General features: G+C 36.6%; 21 protein-coding genes and 1 riboswitch. Of the genes, 7 read left to right on the top strand and 14 right to left on the bottom strand.

Features of this window, described 5'->3' with window-relative positions; translation table 11 throughout:
- Window positions 1-20 precede the first annotated feature (20 nt).
- A complete protein-coding gene (locus tag V3Z67_RS02145) occupies window positions 21-1,235 on the bottom strand; it encodes an RsmB/NOP family class I SAM-dependent RNA methyltransferase (protein WP_330441768.1) in 1,215 nt (404 codons plus the stop codon).
- A 60-nt stretch (window positions 1,236-1,295) separates the two neighbouring features.
- Window positions 1,296-2,177 carry an AraC family transcriptional regulator gene (locus V3Z67_RS02140; RefSeq protein WP_330441767.1) on the bottom strand — a complete coding sequence of 294 codons (882 nt, stop codon included), beginning with the start codon at window positions 2,175-2,177 and terminating at the stop codon, window positions 1,296-1,298.
- A 93-nt stretch (window positions 2,178-2,270) separates the two neighbouring features.
- Here V3Z67_RS02140 and V3Z67_RS02135 point away from each other — a divergent pair, with 93 nt between their 5' ends.
- A complete protein-coding gene (locus V3Z67_RS02135) occupies window positions 2,271-2,639 on the top strand; it encodes a DUF983 domain-containing protein (protein WP_035131150.1) in 369 nt (122 codons plus the stop codon).
- Between the two features lie 14 nt (window positions 2,640-2,653).
- Here V3Z67_RS02135 and V3Z67_RS02130 read toward each other — a convergent pair whose 3' ends face one another.
- On the bottom strand, window positions 2,654-3,181 hold the full coding sequence (locus V3Z67_RS02130; protein ID WP_330441766.1) for a hypothetical protein: 528 nt from the start codon (window positions 3,179-3,181) through the stop codon (window positions 2,654-2,656).
- A gap of 198 nt (window positions 3,182-3,379) precedes the next feature.
- Between V3Z67_RS02130 and V3Z67_RS02125 the strand changes: the two genes are divergently transcribed.
- Window positions 3,380-4,426, top strand: coding sequence for a WD40/YVTN/BNR-like repeat-containing protein (locus V3Z67_RS02125; protein ID WP_330441765.1), 1,047 nt, complete (start codon window positions 3,380-3,382; stop codon window positions 4,424-4,426).
- Window positions 4,427-4,491: 65 nt separating this feature from the next.
- Here the strand turns inward: V3Z67_RS02125 and V3Z67_RS02120 are convergent, their stop codons facing one another.
- Genes V3Z67_RS02120 through V3Z67_RS02110 form a run of 3 tightly spaced genes read right to left on the bottom strand, consistent with a single transcriptional unit; the run spans window position 4,492 to window position 5,923 of the window.
- Window positions 4,492-4,938 carry a sensor of ECF-type sigma factor gene (locus V3Z67_RS02120; protein ID WP_330441764.1) on the bottom strand — a complete coding sequence of 149 codons (447 nt, stop codon included), beginning with the start codon at window positions 4,936-4,938 and terminating at the stop codon, window positions 4,492-4,494.
- A 4-nt stretch (window positions 4,939-4,942) separates the two neighbouring features.
- Entirely contained in the window at window positions 4,943-5,350 is a 408-nt protein-coding gene (locus V3Z67_RS02115) for a hypothetical protein (protein ID WP_330441763.1), read from the bottom strand.
- A 30-nt stretch (window positions 5,351-5,380) separates the two neighbouring features.
- Window positions 5,381-5,923 (bottom strand): RNA polymerase sigma factor, encoded by a 543-nt coding sequence (locus tag V3Z67_RS02110; RefSeq protein WP_330441762.1) that lies wholly within the window; start codon window positions 5,921-5,923, stop codon window positions 5,381-5,383.
- Between the two features lie 193 nt (window positions 5,924-6,116).
- On the opposite strand from V3Z67_RS02110, the gene V3Z67_RS02105 reads away from it, so the two are divergent.
- Both V3Z67_RS02105 and V3Z67_RS02100 read left to right on the top strand, forming a co-directional pair.
- Complete coding sequence (locus tag V3Z67_RS02105; protein WP_157481517.1) at window positions 6,117-6,773, top strand: HAD family hydrolase; 657 nt, start codon at window positions 6,117-6,119, stop codon at window positions 6,771-6,773.
- Complete coding sequence (locus V3Z67_RS02100) at window positions 6,773-7,429, top strand: HAD family hydrolase (RefSeq protein WP_330441761.1); 657 nt, start codon at window positions 6,773-6,775, stop codon at window positions 7,427-7,429. The genes V3Z67_RS02105 and V3Z67_RS02100 overlap by 1 nt, the downstream gene beginning before the upstream one ends.
- A gap of 54 nt (window positions 7,430-7,483) precedes the next feature.
- On the opposite strand, the gene recG is transcribed toward V3Z67_RS02100, so the two are convergent.
- On the bottom strand, window positions 7,484-9,586 hold the full coding sequence (recG, locus tag V3Z67_RS02095; RefSeq protein ID WP_330441760.1) for an ATP-dependent DNA helicase RecG: 2,103 nt from the start codon (window positions 9,584-9,586) through the stop codon (window positions 7,484-7,486).
- 17 nt (window positions 9,587-9,603) lie between these two features.
- A complete protein-coding gene (locus V3Z67_RS02090) occupies window positions 9,604-10,518 on the bottom strand; it encodes a hypothetical protein (RefSeq protein WP_330441759.1) in 915 nt (304 codons plus the stop codon).
- Window positions 10,519-10,622: 104 nt separating this feature from the next.
- Between V3Z67_RS02090 and V3Z67_RS02085 the strand changes: the two genes are divergently transcribed.
- Window positions 10,623-12,695, top strand: coding sequence for a M1 family metallopeptidase (locus V3Z67_RS02085; RefSeq protein ID WP_330441758.1), 2,073 nt, complete (start codon window positions 10,623-10,625; stop codon window positions 12,693-12,695).
- On the opposite strand, the gene V3Z67_RS02080 is transcribed toward V3Z67_RS02085, so the two are convergent.
- The 6 genes from V3Z67_RS02080 to V3Z67_RS02055 form a co-directional block, all read right to left on the bottom strand.
- On the bottom strand, window positions 12,696-13,526 hold the full coding sequence (locus tag V3Z67_RS02080; RefSeq protein WP_330441757.1) for a DUF5694 domain-containing protein: 831 nt from the start codon (window positions 13,524-13,526) through the stop codon (window positions 12,696-12,698). It lies immediately after the preceding gene.
- 48 nt (window positions 13,527-13,574) lie between these two features.
- Entirely contained in the window at window positions 13,575-13,832 is a 258-nt protein-coding gene (locus V3Z67_RS02075; protein WP_330441756.1) for a DUF7660 family protein, read from the bottom strand.
- Between the two features lie 7 nt (window positions 13,833-13,839).
- A complete protein-coding gene (locus V3Z67_RS02070; RefSeq protein ID WP_330441755.1) occupies window positions 13,840-14,433 on the bottom strand; it encodes a hypothetical protein in 594 nt (197 codons plus the stop codon).
- Between the two features lie 58 nt (window positions 14,434-14,491).
- Window positions 14,492-14,875: an acyl-CoA thioesterase gene (locus tag V3Z67_RS02065; protein WP_157481508.1), complete on the bottom strand. Its 384-nt coding sequence runs from the start codon at window positions 14,873-14,875 to the stop codon at window positions 14,492-14,494.
- Between the two features lie 15 nt (window positions 14,876-14,890).
- Entirely contained in the window at window positions 14,891-15,589 is a 699-nt protein-coding gene (locus V3Z67_RS02060; protein WP_330441754.1) for an ATP-binding protein, read from the bottom strand.
- Window positions 15,590-15,689: 100 nt separating this feature from the next.
- A riboswitch (cobalamin riboswitch) is annotated at window positions 15,690-15,870 on the bottom strand.
- 48 nt (window positions 15,871-15,918) lie between these two features.
- Window positions 15,919-16,443, bottom strand: coding sequence for a DUF7935 family protein (locus tag V3Z67_RS02055; RefSeq protein WP_330441753.1), 525 nt, complete (start codon window positions 16,441-16,443; stop codon window positions 15,919-15,921).
- Window positions 16,444-16,632: 189 nt separating this feature from the next.
- Between V3Z67_RS02055 and V3Z67_RS02050 the strand changes: the two genes are divergently transcribed.
- On the top strand, window positions 16,633-18,981 hold the full coding sequence (locus tag V3Z67_RS02050) for an ATP-dependent helicase (protein ID WP_330441752.1): 2,349 nt from the start codon (window positions 16,633-16,635) through the stop codon (window positions 18,979-18,981).
- A gap of 79 nt (window positions 18,982-19,060) precedes the next feature.
- On the top strand, window positions 19,061-19,681 hold the full coding sequence (locus tag V3Z67_RS02045; protein WP_330441751.1) for an L-threonylcarbamoyladenylate synthase: 621 nt from the start codon (window positions 19,061-19,063) through the stop codon (window positions 19,679-19,681).
- Window positions 19,682-19,724 lie beyond the last annotated feature (43 nt).

Genomic DNA, 19,724 nt, shown 5'->3' with positions numbered 1-19,724 from the left:
CCCGATTGGGAGGCTTTAATTTATTTTTTACGTTCCATAAGCGCCATATAGAATCCGTCGAAACCTGAGTCTGATGCCAGAACTTTATTGTCTTTTACAAAAGTAAACTGTTTACCAATATCTGTAGTAAGGAAATGTTTTACCTGTTCCTCATTTTCAGATGGTAGTACTGAACAGGTAGCATAAACAAGCTTACCACCCGGTTTAACCATTTTAGAGTAGTTTTCCAGTACTTCTCTTTGAGTATTTTTGATATTATCAATAAACTCAGGTTGCAGTTTCCATTTACTGTCAGGGTTACGTTTTAAAACTCCAAGTCCGCTACAAGGAGCATCAATAAGTACCCTATCGGCTTTTTCGTGTAATTTTTTGATAACCTTGGTGCTTTCAATAACACGATAGTCAATATTGAAAACGCTGTTACGCTTAGCACGTAGCTTAAGTTGTTTTAATTTACTCTCGTAAATATCCATAGCTATAAGCTGACCTTTGTTCTCCATTATAGAAGCCATGTGCAGGGTTTTACCACCGGCACCGGCACAGGTATCAACTACACGCATACCCGGAGCCACATCAAGAAAACGTGCTACAAGCTGTGACGATGCATCCTGAACCTCAAAAAGTCCGTCTTTAAATGCCTGAGTAAGGAATACGTTTGCACGTTCAGTTAGTACAAGGGCATCAGGGTACTCTTTAAGGAATTCGGTTTCTATATTGCTGTCCATTAAAATGGCACGAAGCTGTTCTTTTGTTGTTTTAAGGGTGTTAACACGAAGTATAACTTTTGCCTGCTCGTTTTGTGCGGCAAGTTCTTTTTCCCATTTCTTTTCACCAAGTTCCTTAACACCAAGTTCATCCATCCAATCCGGAATAGACTCACGGAACTTCCTTATTTTAGAAAGTTCATCAAAACGGCCTTTAATACGACGTACCGGAGTTTCCTCAAAGTATTTCCAGTCTGGCAGGTTATAACCACGAAGTACTGCCCATACGGCAAATATTCTCCATAGGTTATCCCTGTTATAAGGCTCCTTAACTTCGGCAATTTCAGCATACAGGCGTTTCCAGCGCACAATTTCATATATCGTTTCGGCAACAAACTTCCTGTCGTGGCTTCCCCAACGTTTGTCTTTCTTTAAAGCCTTTGCCACAACCTTATCGGCATATTCTCCCTCATTAAAAATAAAGTTAAGGGAATCAATAACCGTAAACACTAAATTTCTGTGTAATCTCATTTTTGTGAATTGAAGCTGCAAAGGTATTATTTTTTGGGAGATATTTTGTATTCAGATATGTTACACTTTATTATACCTCTTTAAAAATTCACTAGGGGTTTCTCCTGTTTTCTTTTTAAACAGGCGTGAAAAATAAGCATAATCATCATAGCCCAGCCTTTCTGATATTCCGGCAAAATTATCCTGTTGTAATATAAGTTCTTTTTTAGCTTCCAATAAAACCCTGTCAGTAATAATGTCTGATGTTGTTTTACCGGCTACAGCCTGTGTTATACGATTAAGGTGTTTTGGAGTTATATGCATCATTTCGGCATAGGTTGCGGGCGATTTTTCTGAAATAAAGTATTGGTTTACCAACTCTTCCAATTTGAGGAATTTGCTGTAATAACTATTGTGGGTATCCAAGGCTGCTACGGGGTTTTGACGGGCATAAATACGGGTACATTCTATATATACATATTGAACTAAGTTTATTATGCGGTGTTTTTTTAAAATCTCATCCTTGCCGTTTTCTTTTAGTATTCGTTTAAATAATAACGTAACATCCTCTAATTCTTCATCTTTAAGATAAATACAGGGAGAACTGTGCATGCTGTAAAAAAAGGGGAAGTTGTTTATTTGGTTTTGTGTATAGTATAAATTGTAAAAAGCCTGTGTATGGAAAAAAATATAACCTTTAGTGTCTGCCGAAAGTTCCCAGTGGTGTGTTTGCCCCGGGTTAAGGAAAAACAGACTACCCGGTTTAACATCATAAACCGTAAAATCTATTTCATGAATACCGGATCCATGCGTAAAAAGTATAGCCAGATAGAAGTTATGTTTGTGCGGGAGGGCAATATCCTTATGGCTGGTAATAAGGTGGTCTTCCAGTGTGTTTACATAAAAATCTTCCAGTCCGGTTTGCTGGAACTGATTAATATCAAGTATGGCTGTTTTTTTCATATTTTAAAACAATGTCCTAAAAGTACAAATTATTGCGTAAATAAGCTATTGCCCGTTTTTACTACCTGTTGTAAATTTGAAATAAAAAACAAGATGTCTAAATTCAACGATATAATAGAGGAAAAATGTCCGAAATGCGGAGAGGGTAAAGTGTTTAAAAGCAAAGGAAACCTGTTTTTATTTCGCTTGCCAAAAATGAACGATCACTGTCCTGTTTGTGATCATAAATTTGAAAGAGAGCCAGGCTTTTTTTATGGTGCAATGTACGTGAGTTATGGACTTACCGTAGCCGAAATGATTGCGGTATATGTAATAGCTCATTTTTTTATAGAAGGCTTTGGTGGCATGCTCGCATTAATAGCTTTTATGGCTGTAGCGCTGAGTATGTTTAATTTCAGGCTGTCACGAATGATATGGATGCATATGTTTGACAGTAAGGAAGAGAAAAAAGAGCAGGTATAACCTGCTCTTTTTGTTTATTGGTTTTCAAGGAAAGAACTAAGCTGCTTACTTCTGTAAGCATCACAAAGCTGATTGAGCTTGTCTGTCCTTGGGACATTATTGCCGGGATTGTCTATATATCCTGCTACCAGTTCCCAGGTTCCCAGTTTAATAAAATCGAGATTGCCTGACTGGTCTTTGTTTTCTATTGTAAATTTTGCCATACAGGCCATATAAGTCCACATTAGGAGATTATTATCTTCAAATATGGCTATGGTGTGATCTGCAGCAAAATTAAAATCAGGACTGTCCTGCATCCATCCCAGTAAATAACCTTTACTGGCTTTAACTTCTTCGTTGTTAAGATCATCAATAGGAGAGGAGATAATAAAGTCAGAAGCCTGTAGTGCCGCTTTTTCAAAATCTTTCAGTTCAATGCTTTTAGATACCGCAGCCGGAAGGGACTCAAGAGTTACAGGCTCAATAACAGGAAGCTGAAGGCTTTGGCTATATCCCGAACTGATGAGACACAGGAATCCCATGGTCAAGATAAGTTTTTTCATTTGTGTTTGGTTTATGGTTGGTAACCCAATATAATCACAAAATTTAAAATTTTAACAATTCGTTTCGCGCAATAGTTATAATGCAAATATTGCCTGATGAAATGCATATTATAAATAAATCTACCTTAAATATAAATATCAGACTTTGATAAGCTGACTATTGTAAATTTACTAATTTAGGACTTCAAAATTTTAAAGATGAGAAAAAGCCTACTACTTATATTTGCTATTGCTATACTGTCCTGTAAAGAAGAAAAAAAGGATTTTAAAGCTTCTTTTACTACTGTAAATGTTGATACATTACTTACCGATAGTATAAGCATACGTGCCATAGCTATTGATAATGATAAAGTTTGGTATTCCGGTAGCAGGGGTAAGTACGGCTATGCTTCACTAACAGGAGAGAAGGACTTTAACGGAGTTATTGCTTTTGATGACTCATTACCTGAATTTAGGGCTATAGCACAAACTGATAACAATGTATTTATACTCAACGTCGCTACACCCGCAAAGCTCTATAAAATTGACAAAGTGAATAAAACGAATACTGTAGTTTATACTGAAGAAGGTGAAAAGGTATTTTATGACAGTATGCAGTTTTTTGATAATAATAATGGAATTGCCATGGGCGATCCTACAGGTGGCTGCCTTTCGGTTATTATAACAAGGGATGGTGGTAATTCATGGAAAAAAGTTTCCTGTGATGATTTACCCGAAGTTGAAGAAGGTGAAGCGGCTTTTGCAGCCAGTAATACTAATATTATTGTAAAAGGTGAAAAAGCATGGATTGTTTCCGGAGGAAAGAAATCAAGAGTGTTCTATTCTGATGATATGGGGGAATCGTGGAAGGTATATAAAACACCTATTGTACAGGGTACACCAACGGAAGGAATATATTCTGCCGATTTTTATAATGAGAAAATAGGTTTTGCAGTAGGAGGGGATTATACTAAAGCCGAAATGAATATAGGTAATAAAATAATTACTACTAAAGGCGGGCGAAAATGGAAAAAAATAGCCGATGGTTCAGGTTTTGGGTATGCCTCATGCGTACAGTTTATGCCGAACAGTGAAGGGTATGAACTGGTAGCCTGCGGAGCAACAGGTATGTTTTATTCATTTGACAGAGGAGCAACCTGGAAAAAGATACTTGATGATACCGACCTGCATACACTACGATTTAAAGATGTTAAAACCATTATAGCTGCAGGGCAGAACAGGATTGTACGGCTGACTTTAAAATAAAAAAAAATCAGCAGGGTAATGGAAAAGTTGCCTGCTGATTTTAGTAACAAAATAACCTAATTAAACTACTCTTTGTTATGTATATCTTTGTATTTTGAAAGTAATTTTCTTTTAAAGTCAAACTCAGCCTTTTGCAGTTTCAGCAATTTGACAGACCCTATAACAGGTTTTAAGTCGGTAATCATTTTACCTTTCAGATCTACAAGTTCTTTTTCGGCTTCCTGAAACTGACTTAGATAATTACTTGCATCTTTCTCAGATAATGATTCTCCGGCGCTTTCTATTTTTTTGATAATAGAGCGCATTTTATCATGTCTTATGTCAAATTCTTTTTCTTCATAAGCATTATATATAGGCCAGAATTTAGCCGATTCCTGACTTGTAAGCTTTAGTTCTGTAGTTAGAAACGACACCTTTAAAGCTTTAATCTGGTCTCTTTTCTCCTTATGCGTTTGTGAAAAAACACTTAGTGAGAAACTTAATAATAATGTTAGTAATAATTTTGCTTTCATAGTGCTATTCGTTTAGATAAATATCGTAATCTTCGTTGGTTAAGTAGTTCTCTATAGCTTCATCGCTAATTGCTATAGATGCCTCCAGAGACTCTATAGCATCCTCGTCCAGTCCCTGAATAAAATCATTAGGCATTATATCTGCCTGATAAACCAGATAGTTCTCAATAGTGGTAGCATCGGGCTCACTTGTGGTATTCATTTTTAAAAATACAGAAACACCAAGAGCGATAACCAACACTGCAGCTACAGATGATATCCAAACCGACATTCTCCTGTAAATAGGTACAACTTTAACTTCCTGTTCAGGAAGCTGCTGCATCATCTTTTCGGTAAAGTCGTCAAAATAGCTGTCGGGTGTGGTAAATCCCGATTTTATTTTTGGTTCTTTATCTAAATTAAATGGTTTCATATGTTTAAGACTGAATAATTTACAAAAGGTTTAATGAGTGTTAAAATAATTTTCAATTTTTTTACTGGCATGATGGTAAGAAGCCTTTAAAGCTCCTACTGATGTATCCAGTATTTCCGACATTTCTTCGTAGCTTATATCTTCAAAGTAACGCATTTTAAAAACCAGTTGTTGCTTGTCGGGTAATGTAGTAATGGCCTGTTGGAGTTTTTGTTGTATTTCGTCTCCGCTAAAATAATTGTCGGCATGTATTTCCTGAGCCTGTTTCTCTAATATTTCCTCATTACTTACTCCGGCTTTTTTAGCTTTTTGACTAATAAAGGTAAGCGATTCGTTTGTGGCTATGCGGTATATCCAGGAAAACAACTTGCTTTCGCCCTTAAAATTACTAAGGTTCCTAAATACTTTAATAAATGTGTTTTGCAAAACATCATCGGCATCATCATGATTCAGTACTATATTACGGATATGGCTGTACAATGGCCTGCTGTATTGAGATACAAGCTGTCTAAACGCATCGTTTTGCGTTTTTGGGTCAAGCAATTGTGCTATGAATGCCTTTTCGTCCTGCAATTCTTTTAAGGTACTGATTTATATTTAAGACTAAAGTTACTGCAAAAGGTTTAAAACCGACTTATAAAAAAAACTACGAAAACGTTTATTATAATGTTTTCCCGTGTTAAAGGGTCAATTTAACTACATCTTAATGTCTTAAAACTTTTAGCTTACAATAGTATGTTGTAATTTTGCGGCTTTAATTCTGACTATGATAAAGACCGTTATATTTGATATGGACGGGGTTATTGTTGATACTGAACCCGTACATCATTTTGCCTACTACCAGCATTTTAAACACCTTAATATTGAAGTTACACACGAAATGTATGCTTCATTTACAGGGAATTCTACTAAAAACGTTTACCAAAAACTTAAAGATACTTTTGATCTTGAACATGAGGTAGAGCATTTGGTACAAACCAAAAGATCACTATTTAATGATGCTTTTGATGTAAAGGAAGACCTTGATTTGTTACCGGGTGTTAGAGAACTTATAGTGGATTTACATGGGAACGGTATCCAGCTTATACTGGCTTCATCTGCCTCTAAGGTAACTATAGAGAGGGTGTTTAACCGTTTTGGGCTTCATCAGTATTTTACACATATAGTGAGCGGAGAAGATTTTCCTAAATCGAAACCGCATCCGGCTATATTTGAACATGCAGCATCATTATCTGTTGCTCCAAAAGAAGCATGTATTGTTATTGAAGACAGTACAAATGGAATTAAAGCTGCAAAAGGTGCCGGTATATTTTGTGTAGGGTACCAAAGTGAAAATTCAAAATTACAGGAGCTTGAAGAGGCTGATAAGATTATTGCCCATTTCAATGAGCTTGATTTCCTAAAAGTAAGGGATATTAAATAATGGTAAATGCTGTAATATTTGATATGGATGGGGTAGTGGTTAATACCGAACCCGTAGGACTGGAGGCTAACCAAAAGTTTTATAAGGAACTTGGTATTGAGGTTACTGATGAGATATACTCTGATTTTATAGGGAATTCTGATAAGAATATAATACAAAAGTTACGTAGCAGGTTTAACCTGGAACAAAGTGAGGAAGTATTGCTGGAAGAAAGTTATAAATACTACTTTGATGCTTTTGATACCAGTGAAGAACTGGAACTTATACCGGGAGTAAAAGACCTTATTATTGATTTATATAATAACGGTATGACTTTAGTATTGGCTTCATCGGCTGCTAAAAGAAAAATAGAGGCTGTATTTACAAGGTTTGACCTACATCAGTATTTTAAAACTAAAATAAGCGGTGAGGATTTTGAGCAATCAAAACCTAACCCAGCCATATTTGTTGAAGCGGTTAAACAAACCGGTTTTCCAAAAGAGGAATGTATTATTATTGAAGACAGTACAAACGGTATAAAAGCAGCAACAGGCGCGGGAGTATTTTGTATTGGCTACAAAGGTGAACATTCTATGGGGCAGGATACATCTTTAGCGAATAAGGTTATCATCGACTTTAAACAACTTAATTATAAAACGATTAAAAACCTTATCTAATACTAATTAGTAAGGTTTTTATTTTTATAGTGTTAGACTTTTTCTCTGTTTAGACTAAGATATATAATTCCAGATATTCTTCTTTTTATTCATTTCTATAAAGGCTGTTCTTAGTGCGGCATGTTCCGGTTTATTAAGGTTTGCATCATCCTTAAGCAGTTTTATGGCATAATGCCTTGCCATTTGGAGTATTTCACGGTCTTTTACTAAGTCGGCTATCTGTAGGTTAAGCACACCGCTTTGCTGTGTACCCATTATATCTCCTGGTCCACGCAGTTTAAGGTCAACTTCTGCAATTTCAAATCCGTCATTAGTACGTACCATAGTATCCATACGTACTTTACTGTCGTTACTTAATTTGCTGCCTGTCATCATTATACAGTAACTCTGTTCGGCGCCACGACCTACGCGTCCACGTAATTGATGGAGCTGGGAAAGCCCAAAACGTTCGGCACTCTCAATGACCATAACACTGGCATTGGGTACATTTACACCAACTTCAATCACAGTGGTAGCCACCATAATATTAGTTTTCCCTTTGGCGAAGCGATCCATTTCGCTATCCTTTTCAGCAGGTTTCATCTGTCCGTGTACTATACTAACACTGTACTGCGGTAGGGGGAAATCGCGCGAAATACTTTCGTAACCGTCCATCAGATCCTTATAATCCATTTTTTCACTTTCCTGAATTAACGGATAAACAATATAAACCTGTCTGCCCTTGGCAATTTCTTCTTTCAGAAAAGCCCAAACTTTCAGTCGGTTACTGTCATAACGGTGTACTGTTTTAATAGGCTTACGCCCTGGAGGCAGTTCATCTATAACGGAAATATCCAAATCACCATACAGGCTCATGGCAAGCGTGCGCGGAATAGGAGTGGCGGTCATTACCAGTATATGTGGCGGAATTTCATTCTTTTTCCAGAGCTTGGAGCGTTGTTCTACACCAAAGCGGTGCTGCTCATCAATGATGGCAAGTCCAAGGTTTTTAAACTGAACCTTATCTTCCAGTAAGGCATGGGTGCCTATTATAATGTGTAATGTACCGTTTTCGAGTTCTTCGTGAATAATCCTTCTTTCGGCCGTTTTGGTAGACCCTGTAAGGATTTTGATATTAATATTTAAAGGCGCTGCCAGTTCTGATAAGCCTATAAAATGTTGATTGGCCAAAATCTCGGTAGGTGCCATAAGGCAGGCCTGAAAACCGTTATCAAGAGCCAATAGCATACTCATTAGCGCTACAATGGTTTTACCCGATCCTACATCTCCCTGTAACAGGCGGTTCATTTGTGCCGGATGCCCCATATCGTACCTAATTTCCTTTAGTACGCGTTTTTGGGCATTGGTAAGCTCAAAAGGAAGGTGATTTTGGTAAAAACCATTAAACATTTCGCCTACCTTGTCAAAGGGATGTCCTTTTATTTTGTGTTTACGCAGTAAATTTTTTGTAATGAGCTGTAGCTGAATAAAAAACAGTTCTTCAAACTTAAGCCTGAATTGTGCCTGAGCCAGTATTTCCTGACTTTTAGGGAAGTGTACATTAAAAAGTGCTGCATTTTTAGGAATTAGTTTAATTTCCTTTAAAAGCCATGCCGGTAGTGTTTCCTTAAACAATGCCTGTGTTTCTATAAACAGCTGTTGCATTATTTTGTTTACCACTTTATTTGTTATACCGCGTTGCGTAAGTTTTTCGGTACTTGGGTAAATAGGCTGCATGGCACTGCGCAGGCTTTTTTCGTGTTCGCTAAGCAGTTCCATTTCTGGGTGTGCCATATTGAAAACTCCGTTAAACGAAGTAACCTTACCAAAAATTACATAAGGCACATTTATCTTAACGTTTTCCCTTATCCATTTTTGTCCCTGAAACCATACCAGTTCCATTTGCCCGGTGTTATCCACAAAAGTAGCAACAAGGCGTTTTCCGCGTTTTTGTTCAACCGTTTTTATGTTGATTACTTTCCCTACAATCTGTACTTCAGAGTTACTGTTTTGCAGTTCGTTAATACGGTAATACCGGGTACGGTCTATATAACGGTTAGGATAAAGGTTAAGCAGGTCGCCATATTTATGAATGCCCAACTCCTTCCGTAACAGCTCACCACGGGCAGGGCCTACGCCTTTAAGGTATTCTATAGGAGTTTCTAATAGGTTATTCATTTTGGCTTGTATTCTGTTTATTTTAAGCTATCAACTATCTCTTTATAGATAGCAAGTTTTTCGGCTTTATCTTTTGTTTTTACGGTGATAAAAAGTCCGTTTTCCATTAGGTTCTCATAAGAGCAATAAGCTAAAAGTTTATTGTTTACTACATACACATAACCACCTTTATTGATATTTGGCCAGTTATCAAGATATTCATTTTTAAGTAAAAACTTAGCTTTTAATTCGGTATCATCGGTTTGTTCCATAATGACACCTTTAAATATATTATTTTCAAATTTTTTAAGGTAATAAATACTAACTTCCTCCGGTTGGTTTAAGTATTTGTATTTAGGAAGTTTATATTTATCTGTATGGTATTTGTTTATTGTTGTATAAAAACCTGTTTCACAGTATTTCCTTTTTTGTATGGCTTCATAAATTCTTTCTTCTTTATGAGGAGTGTCCTCCATAATATGAGTGAAATCTCCTTCAATATCTATTTTAAAATTTTTGGTTTGGTTGGTAAAGTTCATTTTGTTAACTGTACCCTTAAACTTACCGGTAATGGTTTCTCCCCAACCAAAAGAACTATTGTTTAGTGTAAGTTCATATGAATCAAAATCTTTAATAGTTACATAGCCCCCTCCATCATTCCAGTGATAATATTTAGGAGTTATTTTACCTTTTGTAAACTCTAATAATAACCCCTCCTGAGTATATGCATAATCAATCACAAATACTGATATAGTATCTTTTTTAATTATATCCGCAACTCTTCTGGTATCTCTTTTTCCTGCAAATTTTGGTATACTGTCTTCCAGTGAATATCGGCTAATAATAAGCTTCTTTGCTGTTGCCTGTACATTTTTATCAAAAGAAATGTTTTTTTGGCTAAACAAAGGTTGTATTGAAAAAAGTATTAGTAAGACTATAAGGCTTTTTTTCATTTTTAATTGTAAGGTTTGAGTCACGAAGATAAAACTTATTCGATAAAATTAAAGTGTAATATATGTATGCATTTATTAGTTTTGTATAAATACTTTGATTTTCCATGAAAAACTACATTTCTGCCACTATACTTTTACTAAGCCTTTCGGGCTTTGCCCAGCAATACAAAAAAGCTGATTTTAAAACCCTTAATGCCTATCTTACTTTTGATGTACCCCATAAAAAGATTATGGGTAAGGTGAAGTATACATTTGATTTGCTTGAAAAAACCGATACCATTACCATTGATGCCCATGATATGGATTATACTAATGTTACCATAAACGGTAAGAAAGCAGGTTTTGTAGATGCTCCACATGCCTTAAAGCTATACAAAGGCTATAAAAAAGGAAAAAACATACTGGAGTTTGATTATACGGCACAGCCCAAACAAACGCTTTACTTTGTAGGCGAAGGCGACGGACTGCAAATATGGACACAGGGGCAGGGTAAGTATACCAGTCACTGGTTACCTAGCTTTGATGACATGAATGAAAAGGTGGTGTTTAACCTTTCGGTAGGATTTCAGGACGGGTTTGAAGTACTAGCTAATGGTGAGTTAAAAGGAAAGTCGCCTGATGGCAACTTGCAAAAGTGGAATTACGAAATGCAAAACCCTATGAGTAGCTACCTGTTAATGATGGCTATAGGAAGGTTTGAAAAACAACAGCAGATGTCGGCCTCAGGTACGCCGTTAGAGTTTTATTACCGTCCGGAAGACAGGGATAAATTTGAACCTACCTATCGTTATAGCAAACAAATATTCGATTTTTTTGAAAAGGAAATAGGAGTGAACTATGCCTGGGGAATTTACAGGCAAATACCGGTGCTCGACTTTTTATATGCCGGTATGGAAAACACAACTTCTACGATATTCTCACAGGATTATGTGGTGGACAACATTGGTTTTAACGACCGAACTTATGTAAATGTAAATGCCCACGAGCTGGCACATCAGTGGTTTGGCGATTTGATTACAGCAAAGTCGGGTGAACACCATTGGTTACAGGAAGGTTTTGCGACTTACTATGCTCTGCTTGCTGAACAGGAACTGTATGGGGAAGATCATTTTTACTACGAGTTGTACCAAATGGCTGAAAGGCTACAACAGGCATCACAAACCGACAACATACCTATACTTAACGAAAAGGCTAGTGCCCTGAGTTATTACCAAAAAGGAGCTTGGGCACTACATGTATTAAGAGAAGGGGTAGGGCATGATGCTTTTAGAAAAGCCGTTAAAGCTTATTTAGAAAAGTATGCTTTTAAGAATGTAAGCACCGAAGATTTTCTGGCAGAGATAAATAAGGTGTCTGACTATGATACCGAATCATTTAAAAAGCGTTGGCTTGAAAACCCGAAATTTGAAGTTGGTGAAGCAATTGAGTTACTTAATAAAAACAAATTTATACAGCAGTATTTTGCTATAGGCAACCTGCAAAGCCAATCGTTTAAGGAAGGTAAGGAAATGTACACACAGGTAATGAATTCGGATGCATTTTGGCCTCTAAAAGAAGAAATATTGTTCCAGCTTGCAGAAGTACCATTTGAAGATAAAGCAGATATAGTACGTACTGCCATGAAAACGGATAATATAAAAATAAGGCAGGCGGTTGCCCGTACGGTTGTTACTATTCCTGATGCGTTTTTTGAAGAATACAAATCACTTATGCAGGATGAGTCGTATGTAACAAGGGAGATTGCTCTTAATGTGTTAAGTATGCGTTTCCCAGACAGGATAGGGGAGTTTCTTGATATGTCTGATACCTGGGTTGGATTTAACGATAAGAATTTAAGGATACTATGGCTTACCCTGGCTTACACCACTAAAGACTACAGAGCTGATAAAAAAGAGCAATATTATACCGAGCTGCAGAATTATGCTTCTCCTAAGTATGAAAGCAGTATACGTCAAAATGCATTGTCTAATTTAATTTATATAGGTAAGCAGGATGATATTGTACTTATAAATCTTGCCAGAGCCACTAAGCATCACAAATGGCAGTTTGCTAAGTTTGGACGTGATAATATACGAAAGCTACTTAAAGAAGAAGGCTACAGGGAGGCATTTACCAATATAATGCCTGAACTTAAGGAGAATGAAAGACAAAGGCTGGAATTACTTTTAGCCGAATAATTATTTTAAAATTGTATTTGCTTCTATAAGGTTATATTCGGGATCATCCCTGAAAATACTTTTAAGTGAGCCTACATGACCTACACCTATAAGAAGTAAAATACGTTTAGATTTTTCCTTTAATTGTGTAGTAACAATATTGGAATAAATTTTATAATCCCTGTTTTTCCATACAGAAGTTAACTCTGCACCTATATATTTTGTATTAACAAAGGCCGAATCGATCATTTCATCAGTGCCGTTAAAAATACCGTTTCTAACCCTTGCAGGGGTTATGTATTTCAAATGGTAGACTTTGTTGTAGGTGTCAGGCTGGTTTAGAAAAGTGAGATAATCTTTAAAAGAGAGCGTACCATTATTAATAGCCTTGTATTTTGCCATTACTATTTCCCGAAGCTCCAGAGTTTCGTTTTTATACAACTCAATATTATCTCCATTATCTAAGAGGCTTTGTGAAGTTCCTCCGGGAGCATTAACACAGTATACTTTTTTTAGGCTATGTTTTTTTGCAATAGGAAAAGCGATATTAAAAATCTCTCTTCTGCTGGAAGTGTTTAAAATCCCTTTTACATAAAGATTATACATACTGTCTATTTCAGGTTGATTTTCCGGAAGCTCCTCAACCATGATGCAGTCAGGTTTGTACTTGCCAATTAAATCAATCACTTCATTTATTTCAGTTTTTCTTTTATCAGATTTGATATCAGTATTAGGATTATCTTCCTTATATATCTGGCTAAAATGGTCTGTTCCCAGTATAACGATATCAGTTTTTTGTGAAAATACTGTAGTACAAATAAAAAGTAATAATAGCGGTAAGGCTTTCTTCATAGTTGTTTTTGTTTTTATAAATATAACAAAAACAATTGGTTAAAGAGGTCATTCGTAAACAATAGCACCTTTTAGCATGTCTGCAAATACCTGCCAGTCTGCAGTCTCGGGGCTTCTGTCCTGTTTAGTGTTTTTATAATACTTAGGTATATCATCAGCGTAAGCAGACAGTGCTTCCAAAAAAGATTCGAGGGTGTTATTCTCCCAATCTTCCGGTTTTGAGGCGTAGTATTTATGCAGAAGTTTTAAAAACTCAACAAAATCTTTCCTACTTGTAATCTGTTTACTATAGAGTTCATCTGTCATCTGTTAATTATCCTATTTTAATAGTCTTTACTGCTGCTTCAAACTCTTTAGAGCGGTCTTTTCCGTTTATCTCATCGGTAAAATTAAGATGGAAAACATAATTGTTATAAGGTATTACATAAGTAAAACTGCGTATAGTTGTAGTTTTTCCGTTTACCATCATGGAGTAGGTAGCTACATAGCCTATACTTTTAATACCCGCAATTTTTACCTCTTTAGGTTTTTTAACCAGTTTATAGTCAGGTTGGAATTTCTTCTGTATTTTAACATTGTTCTCGGTAGCTTTCAGCAGTACTTTAAAATCTTTTTCATAATTACTGGCTACATTAAACTGCATTTTAGGGATGTAATTACCACCTTCTTTTATCGTTTCCCTATCATAAAACAGGGTAAGGAAAACCGAGTTACTGTCATCCAGTATTTTTTTACGTTCGGTTTTGCTAAGCTCAATTTCGGCAGGGAATCCGTTACGGTTATCTTCCCACCAGGTTTGTGGTATTTCGATAGTAATACCAAAACCTTTGTTATGATATATTTTTTGGGCAAAAGCCGAACTAAGGCATAAAAAAATAAGAGAGGCAGTAAATATCTTTTTCATCATAATGTTTTATAAAACAAACATAAACAAAAAAGGCATCCAATGGAAGGATGCCTTTTAATTAAAGTATTTTTACAGGGACTTTATTTTCATCTATAGCGACAAAAGTAAACTCGCCGTTTACTGCTTTTTCCCTTGTATTTTCATACATCTGTTCTACATAAATCTCTACACGTACTTTAAGACTGGTAGTTCCTACATAGGTAACCTTACCAATAAGCTCAACTATAGTACCTGCAGGAATGGGTTTCTTGAAATCAATACGATCACTACTTACTGTTACCATACGCTGACGACTGTAGCGGGTAGCTGTTATAAAAGCAACCTCGTCCATAAGGTGCATGGCGGTACCTCCAAAAAGAGTATCATAGTGATTTGTTGTGTTTGGAAAAACCGCTTTAAAGATTCGGGTTTCCGATAGTTTTATTCTTACTTCAGATGTCATATTTATGATGGTTATTTATTGTGGAATCAAATCGCAAAACCAGTATCCGGTTTTTGTACTGTGGTTGTTATATTCTCTGTAAATCGTTTCACCAATGGTAAAATCTACAGGTTTTTTAAAGTAGGGAGCATCAAAGCAAAAAGTATGGAACTCTCCGTTCTCACCGCAGGGGTCAACATCATCGGGTAGTTCATTTATAAAATCGTGATCTATAATTCGACCTACAAATGATTTATCCAGTTTTGTACCGTTAACACAAACCGTTATGGTTTTAAAACCCAGGTCTATAAACTCCTTTAATAGTTTTTTAGTGTCTTTTTTCCATAAAGGGAAAACTGCTTTTATACCATAAGGTTCCAGTTGTTTTTCCCTGTATACCTTAAGGTCTTCCAAAAAAATATCACCAAAAGCAGCGGTAGTGTATCCTTCATCTATAAGTTCCTGAACCTTATTTTTCATAATGGTTTCATACTCCTCATTGGTAGGTTGAAGCGGAAGCTCTATAGTCGTACCTAGTATCCCTATGGCTTCAATTTGCTGTAGCAAGAGTTCTTTACGTAATCCATGCATACTAACACGATCATAGTGAGAGTTTACAGATGTAAGCAGACAGTCTACACTATAGTTACTGTCATTTAACAGATAATGAAGAGCAAGTGCACTGTCCTTACCGCTACTCCAGTTAAAATACGTTTTTTGTGTGTTCTCCGGCACGTGTATATTTTTTAAGCTTTTACGGAGATAAAATGAAGACACAGTAGTTACAGTCCAAAAAGGAGTACAATTACCGGACATCACTTTAACCGCGAAAGCATAGTCATTATTTAGTAAGGCAGGTCTCCTGGCTTGTACATTTTATCGCCCTTCCCGCTAAATATAGCAGTGGTTTATTACGATAAAACTGTTTTGTACTTTACAGTTGCGCGACAGCCCGTGATTTCCACACGATTCCCTATTAATTTGCGTTAAGCAAAACCTTTTGGCAAATATAAAATAAAAAGGCATCCTTTTCAGGATGCCTTGTAAAATATTGTAAATTGGCATTATTGCCACATTTCGGCTACTTCATTTTTTAGGTAAGCTACAGCTATGCTGCTAGGGCTTTGCGTGTCAAACAAATCGGTAAGTATAACTTCTCTTAGTTTGTTTGCAGTATCTACCTTTTCACTCATGTTGGTTTTACGAATCATTTGGATAGTAGCATTTTTAGCAGTAGTGATAATATCCCAACTTTCGGCAGAAACATAAATTTGTTGTGTAAGGTTATGCTCGTATTCCTGCTCAATTTGTGCAATTACATATTCTTCATAATCATGTTTGTTTGATGATTGCGGAGCAATTCTTACAAGTAGTTTTGAAGGATTTATCCTTTCAAGGAAAAGTACTAATCTTTCATATGCCTGTAGTCGTAATGGCATAGCATTTTTTTGTGCTTCTTTGTGAATAAGGTATCGGCGGCGACTTTCTTCGTTTTTGCGTTGTGCATCAAAAAAATAGTAGGCAACAAGTCCTACTATTATTGAAGGTAGCGTATATGCCAGTATTTCAATAAATTTTGTAATATCCATGTTTAGTAATAGTTTGGTGTAATAGACTAACGTAGTTTGTTGATATAAAATTGTGAAAGGCGAAAATAATTAAATACTTTTTGTAAGATAAAATTATTGTGAATAATTTTTAACAAAACACAACTACTGAAACTATAATTAGGGTTTATTTCCCCACTAAAAATAACTATTTTTGCTTTTTTGGAAGTTATGACGGAAATTGAAAAGTATATAAGCCAGTTAAATGAAGCGCAAAGGGCTCCGGTTTTGCAAAAAGACGGACCTATGATTGTAATTGCAGGTGCAGGATCGGGTAAGACAAGGGTACTTACACTGCGTATTGCTTACCTTATGAGTCAGGGGGTGGATGCCTTTAATATTTTGGCACTTACCTTTACTAATAAGGCTGCGCGTGAAATGAAAAACCGTATTGCGGGTATTGTGGGTAACTCTGAGGCTAAAAACCTTTGGATGGGAACATTCCACTCTATATTTGCCAAAATACTCCGTTTTGAGGCCGATAAGCTTGGGTATCCGTCAAACTTTAGTATTTACGACAGTCAGGATAGTGTGCGCCTTATTTCGTCTATCATTAAGGAAATGCAACTGGATAAGGATGTATACAAGCCAAAACAGGTATTAAGCCGTATTTCCAACTACAAGAATAACCTTATTACGGTTAAGGCTTATTATAACAATCCTGAATTGCAGGAAGCCGATGCCATGTCCAAAAAACCAAGAATGGGTGAGGTATACGAGCAGTATGTAGAGCGTTGCTTTAAGGCCGGAGCAATGGACTTTGATGACCTTTTGCTTCGTACAAATGAGCTTCTAAATCGTTTTCCTGATGTACTTATGAAATATCAGGATCGTTTCCGTTACATACTGGTAGATGAGTATCAGGATACCAATCACTCGCAGTACCTTATTGTAAGAGCACTGTCTGACAGGTTCCAGAATATTTGTGTTGTAGGGGATGATGCACAGAGTATTTACGCCTTTCGGGGAGCAAATATTAATAACATCCTTAACTTCCAAAAGGATTACGATAACGTACAAACGTACCGACTGGAGCAAAATTACCGTTCGTCACGAAACATTGTGGAAGCGGCTAACTCCATTATAGATAAAAATAAAACCAAGCTTGATAAGGTTGTATGGACAGCCAATGAGGACGGACCAAAAATTAAGGTACACCGCAGCCTAACCGATAGTGAGGAAGGGCGTTTTGTAGCGAGTACCATTTTTGAGCAAAAAATGCAGAACCAGCTTCCTAACGGAAACTTTGCTGTACTGTACCGCACCAATGCACAGTCACGTTCTATTGAGGACGCTTTAAGGAAACGTGATATCCCGTACAGGATTTATGGTGGACTTTCTTTTTACCAAAGAAAAGAGATCAAAGACGTTTTGGCTTACCTAAGGCTTGTTATTAACCCTAAGGATGAAGAAGCTCTTGTAAGGGTAATTAACTATCCGGCAAGGGGTATAGGCGGTACTACAATAGAAAAACTTACTGTAGCGGCAAACCATTACAAACGCTCCATTTTTGAGGTAATGGAGAATATCGATAGGATTGACCTAAGACTTAATTCGGGTACAAGGAACAAAATTCAGGATTTTGTTACCATGGTAAAAAGCTTTCAGGTTATTAACGACAGTCATGATGCCTTTTACCTCACCGAGCATGTTACCAAGAAAACCGGACTTATACAGGAGCTGAAAAAGGATGCAACACCTGAAGGTATAGCCCGTATAGAGAATATAGAAGAGTTACTAAACGGTATTAAAGACTTTATTGAAGGTCAAAAAGAGGTAGACGGTGCAAGAGGAGCATTATCTGAATTTCTTGAAGATGTTGCTCTGGCTACCGATATGGATAAAGATACCGGAGATGATGACAGGGTAGCACTTATGACCATTCACCTTGCAAAAGGACTTGAGTTCCCACATGTATTTATTGTAGGTATGGAGGAAGATCTTTTTCCAAGTGCCATGAGTATGAATACCCGTAGTGAACTGGAAGAGGAGCGAAGGCTGTTTTATGTGGCGCTAACACGTGCAGAACATCAGGCTTACCTTACTTATGCACAGTCAAGGTACCGTTGGGGTAAACTGGTTGATAGTGAACCGTCGCGCTTTATAGAAGAGATTACAGGTGTTTTCCTTGAATACCTTACTCCGGTAGAAACGAACTATCGTTATAAACCAATGATCAATAACGATGTTTTTGGTGATGTAGATAAATCAAAACTAAGGCAATCTAAACCTAAAAGTGGTATTCCGCCTAAATGGGTTACCGATAATGATCCTAAGCCGGATATGCCAATACGCAGGCTTAAACCTATGGCTGGCGGATCGATCCCCGCATCATCAGGACCTGCAATGCCTGATAGTAAGCTTAATATTGGTAACGTGGTAATGCACGAACGTTTTGGTAAAGGACAGGTACTTAACCTTGAAGGTGTAGGAGCTGATAAAAAGGCTGAAATAAAGTTTGAGGTAGGAGGAATTAAAAAGCTGTTACTTCGCTTTGCTAAGCTCGATGTTATAGGCTAAAGCTTTACGTTTAAATTAACGCTAATAATAAATAGCTTTCGTAACTTTAAGCTTGCAAAAACCGAAAACAGACTACAACATGGCACAATTCATAAAAATATACCCTGAAAATCCCAATGAAAGGGAAATAGAAAAAGTGGTTAAGATATTGCGTAATGGGGGAATTATAATTTATCCTACCGATACCGTTTACGGATTAGGCTGTGATATAACCAACAGTAAAGCACTTGAGCGAATTGCCCGTATAAAGGGTATTAAACTGGATAAGGCGAACTTTTCCTTCGTTTGTAGTGATTTGAGTAACCTATCAGATTATGTGAAGCAGATTGATACAAGTACTTTTAAAATACTGAAACGATCATTACCGGGACCTTATACATTTATCCTTCCGGGCAATAATAATTTACCAAAAGAGTTTAAAAAGAAGAATACGGTAGGTATACGTGTGCCTGATAATAACATAGCGCTGGATATTGTAAGAGCTTTGGGTAATCCTATAGTTTCTACCTCCATACATGACGAGGATGAGATTTTAGAATACTCAACCGATCCTGAGCTTATTTTTGAGAAATGGCAAAATCAGGTAGATGCCGTTATTGATGGTGGATATGGTGATAATGTAGCCTCTACAATTGTAGACCTTTCAGGAGATGAACCGGTAGTTGTAAGGGAAGGAAAAGGAGATCCTGATATATTTTAATTAGATATCAATATAAATAATGAAAGCTGTCCAAAAGGACAGC

The organism is Flavobacterium sp. C4GT6 (assembly GCF_036347315.1).
Lineage (GTDB): Bacteria > Bacteroidota > Bacteroidia > Flavobacteriales > Flavobacteriaceae > Flavobacterium.
The sequence above is the reverse complement of the archived record's forward strand: the minus strand, read 5'-3'. Positions and strand labels throughout refer to the sequence as shown.

What these genes read in the sequence shown, in the direction of transcription:
- V3Z67_RS02145 (WP_330441768.1), bottom strand. Translation starts at nt 1,235, where the DNA reads ATGAGATTACACAGAAATTTAGTGTTTACGGTTATTGATTCCCTTAAC.
- V3Z67_RS02140 (WP_330441767.1), bottom strand. Translation starts at nt 2,177, where the DNA reads ATGAAAAAAACAGCCATACTTGATATTAATCAGTTCCAGCAAACCGGA.
- V3Z67_RS02135 (WP_035131150.1), top strand. Translation starts at nt 2,271, where the DNA reads ATGTCTAAATTCAACGATATAATAGAGGAAAAATGTCCGAAATGCGGA.
- V3Z67_RS02130 (WP_330441766.1), bottom strand. Translation starts at nt 3,181, where the DNA reads ATGAAAAAACTTATCTTGACCATGGGATTCCTGTGTCTCATCAGTTCG.
- V3Z67_RS02125 (WP_330441765.1), top strand. Translation starts at nt 3,380, where the DNA reads ATGAGAAAAAGCCTACTACTTATATTTGCTATTGCTATACTGTCCTGT.
- V3Z67_RS02120 (WP_330441764.1), bottom strand. Translation starts at nt 4,938, where the DNA reads ATGAAAGCAAAATTATTACTAACATTATTATTAAGTTTCTCACTAAGT.
- V3Z67_RS02115 (WP_330441763.1), bottom strand. Translation starts at nt 5,350, where the DNA reads ATGAAACCATTTAATTTAGATAAAGAACCAAAAATAAAATCGGGATTT.
- V3Z67_RS02105 (WP_157481517.1), top strand. Translation starts at nt 6,117, where the DNA reads ATGATAAAGACCGTTATATTTGATATGGACGGGGTTATTGTTGATACT.
- V3Z67_RS02100 (WP_330441761.1), top strand. Translation starts at nt 6,773, where the DNA reads ATGGTAAATGCTGTAATATTTGATATGGATGGGGTAGTGGTTAATACC.
- recG (WP_330441760.1), bottom strand. Translation starts at nt 9,586, where the DNA reads ATGAATAACCTATTAGAAACTCCTATAGAATACCTTAAAGGCGTAGGC.
- V3Z67_RS02090 (WP_330441759.1), bottom strand. Translation starts at nt 10,518, where the DNA reads ATGAAAAAAAGCCTTATAGTCTTACTAATACTTTTTTCAATACAACCT.
- V3Z67_RS02085 (WP_330441758.1), top strand. Translation starts at nt 10,623, where the DNA reads ATGAAAAACTACATTTCTGCCACTATACTTTTACTAAGCCTTTCGGGC.
- V3Z67_RS02080 (WP_330441757.1), bottom strand. Translation starts at nt 13,526, where the DNA reads ATGAAGAAAGCCTTACCGCTATTATTACTTTTTATTTGTACTACAGTA.
- V3Z67_RS02075 (WP_330441756.1), bottom strand. Translation starts at nt 13,832, where the DNA reads ATGACAGATGAACTCTATAGTAAACAGATTACAAGTAGGAAAGATTTT.
- V3Z67_RS02070 (WP_330441755.1), bottom strand. Translation starts at nt 14,433, where the DNA reads ATGATGAAAAAGATATTTACTGCCTCTCTTATTTTTTTATGCCTTAGT.
- V3Z67_RS02065 (WP_157481508.1), bottom strand. Translation starts at nt 14,875, where the DNA reads ATGACATCTGAAGTAAGAATAAAACTATCGGAAACCCGAATCTTTAAA.
- V3Z67_RS02055 (WP_330441753.1), bottom strand. Translation starts at nt 16,443, where the DNA reads ATGGATATTACAAAATTTATTGAAATACTGGCATATACGCTACCTTCA.
- V3Z67_RS02050 (WP_330441752.1), top strand. Translation starts at nt 16,633, where the DNA reads ATGACGGAAATTGAAAAGTATATAAGCCAGTTAAATGAAGCGCAAAGG.
- V3Z67_RS02045 (WP_330441751.1), top strand. Translation starts at nt 19,061, where the DNA reads ATGGCACAATTCATAAAAATATACCCTGAAAATCCCAATGAAAGGGAA.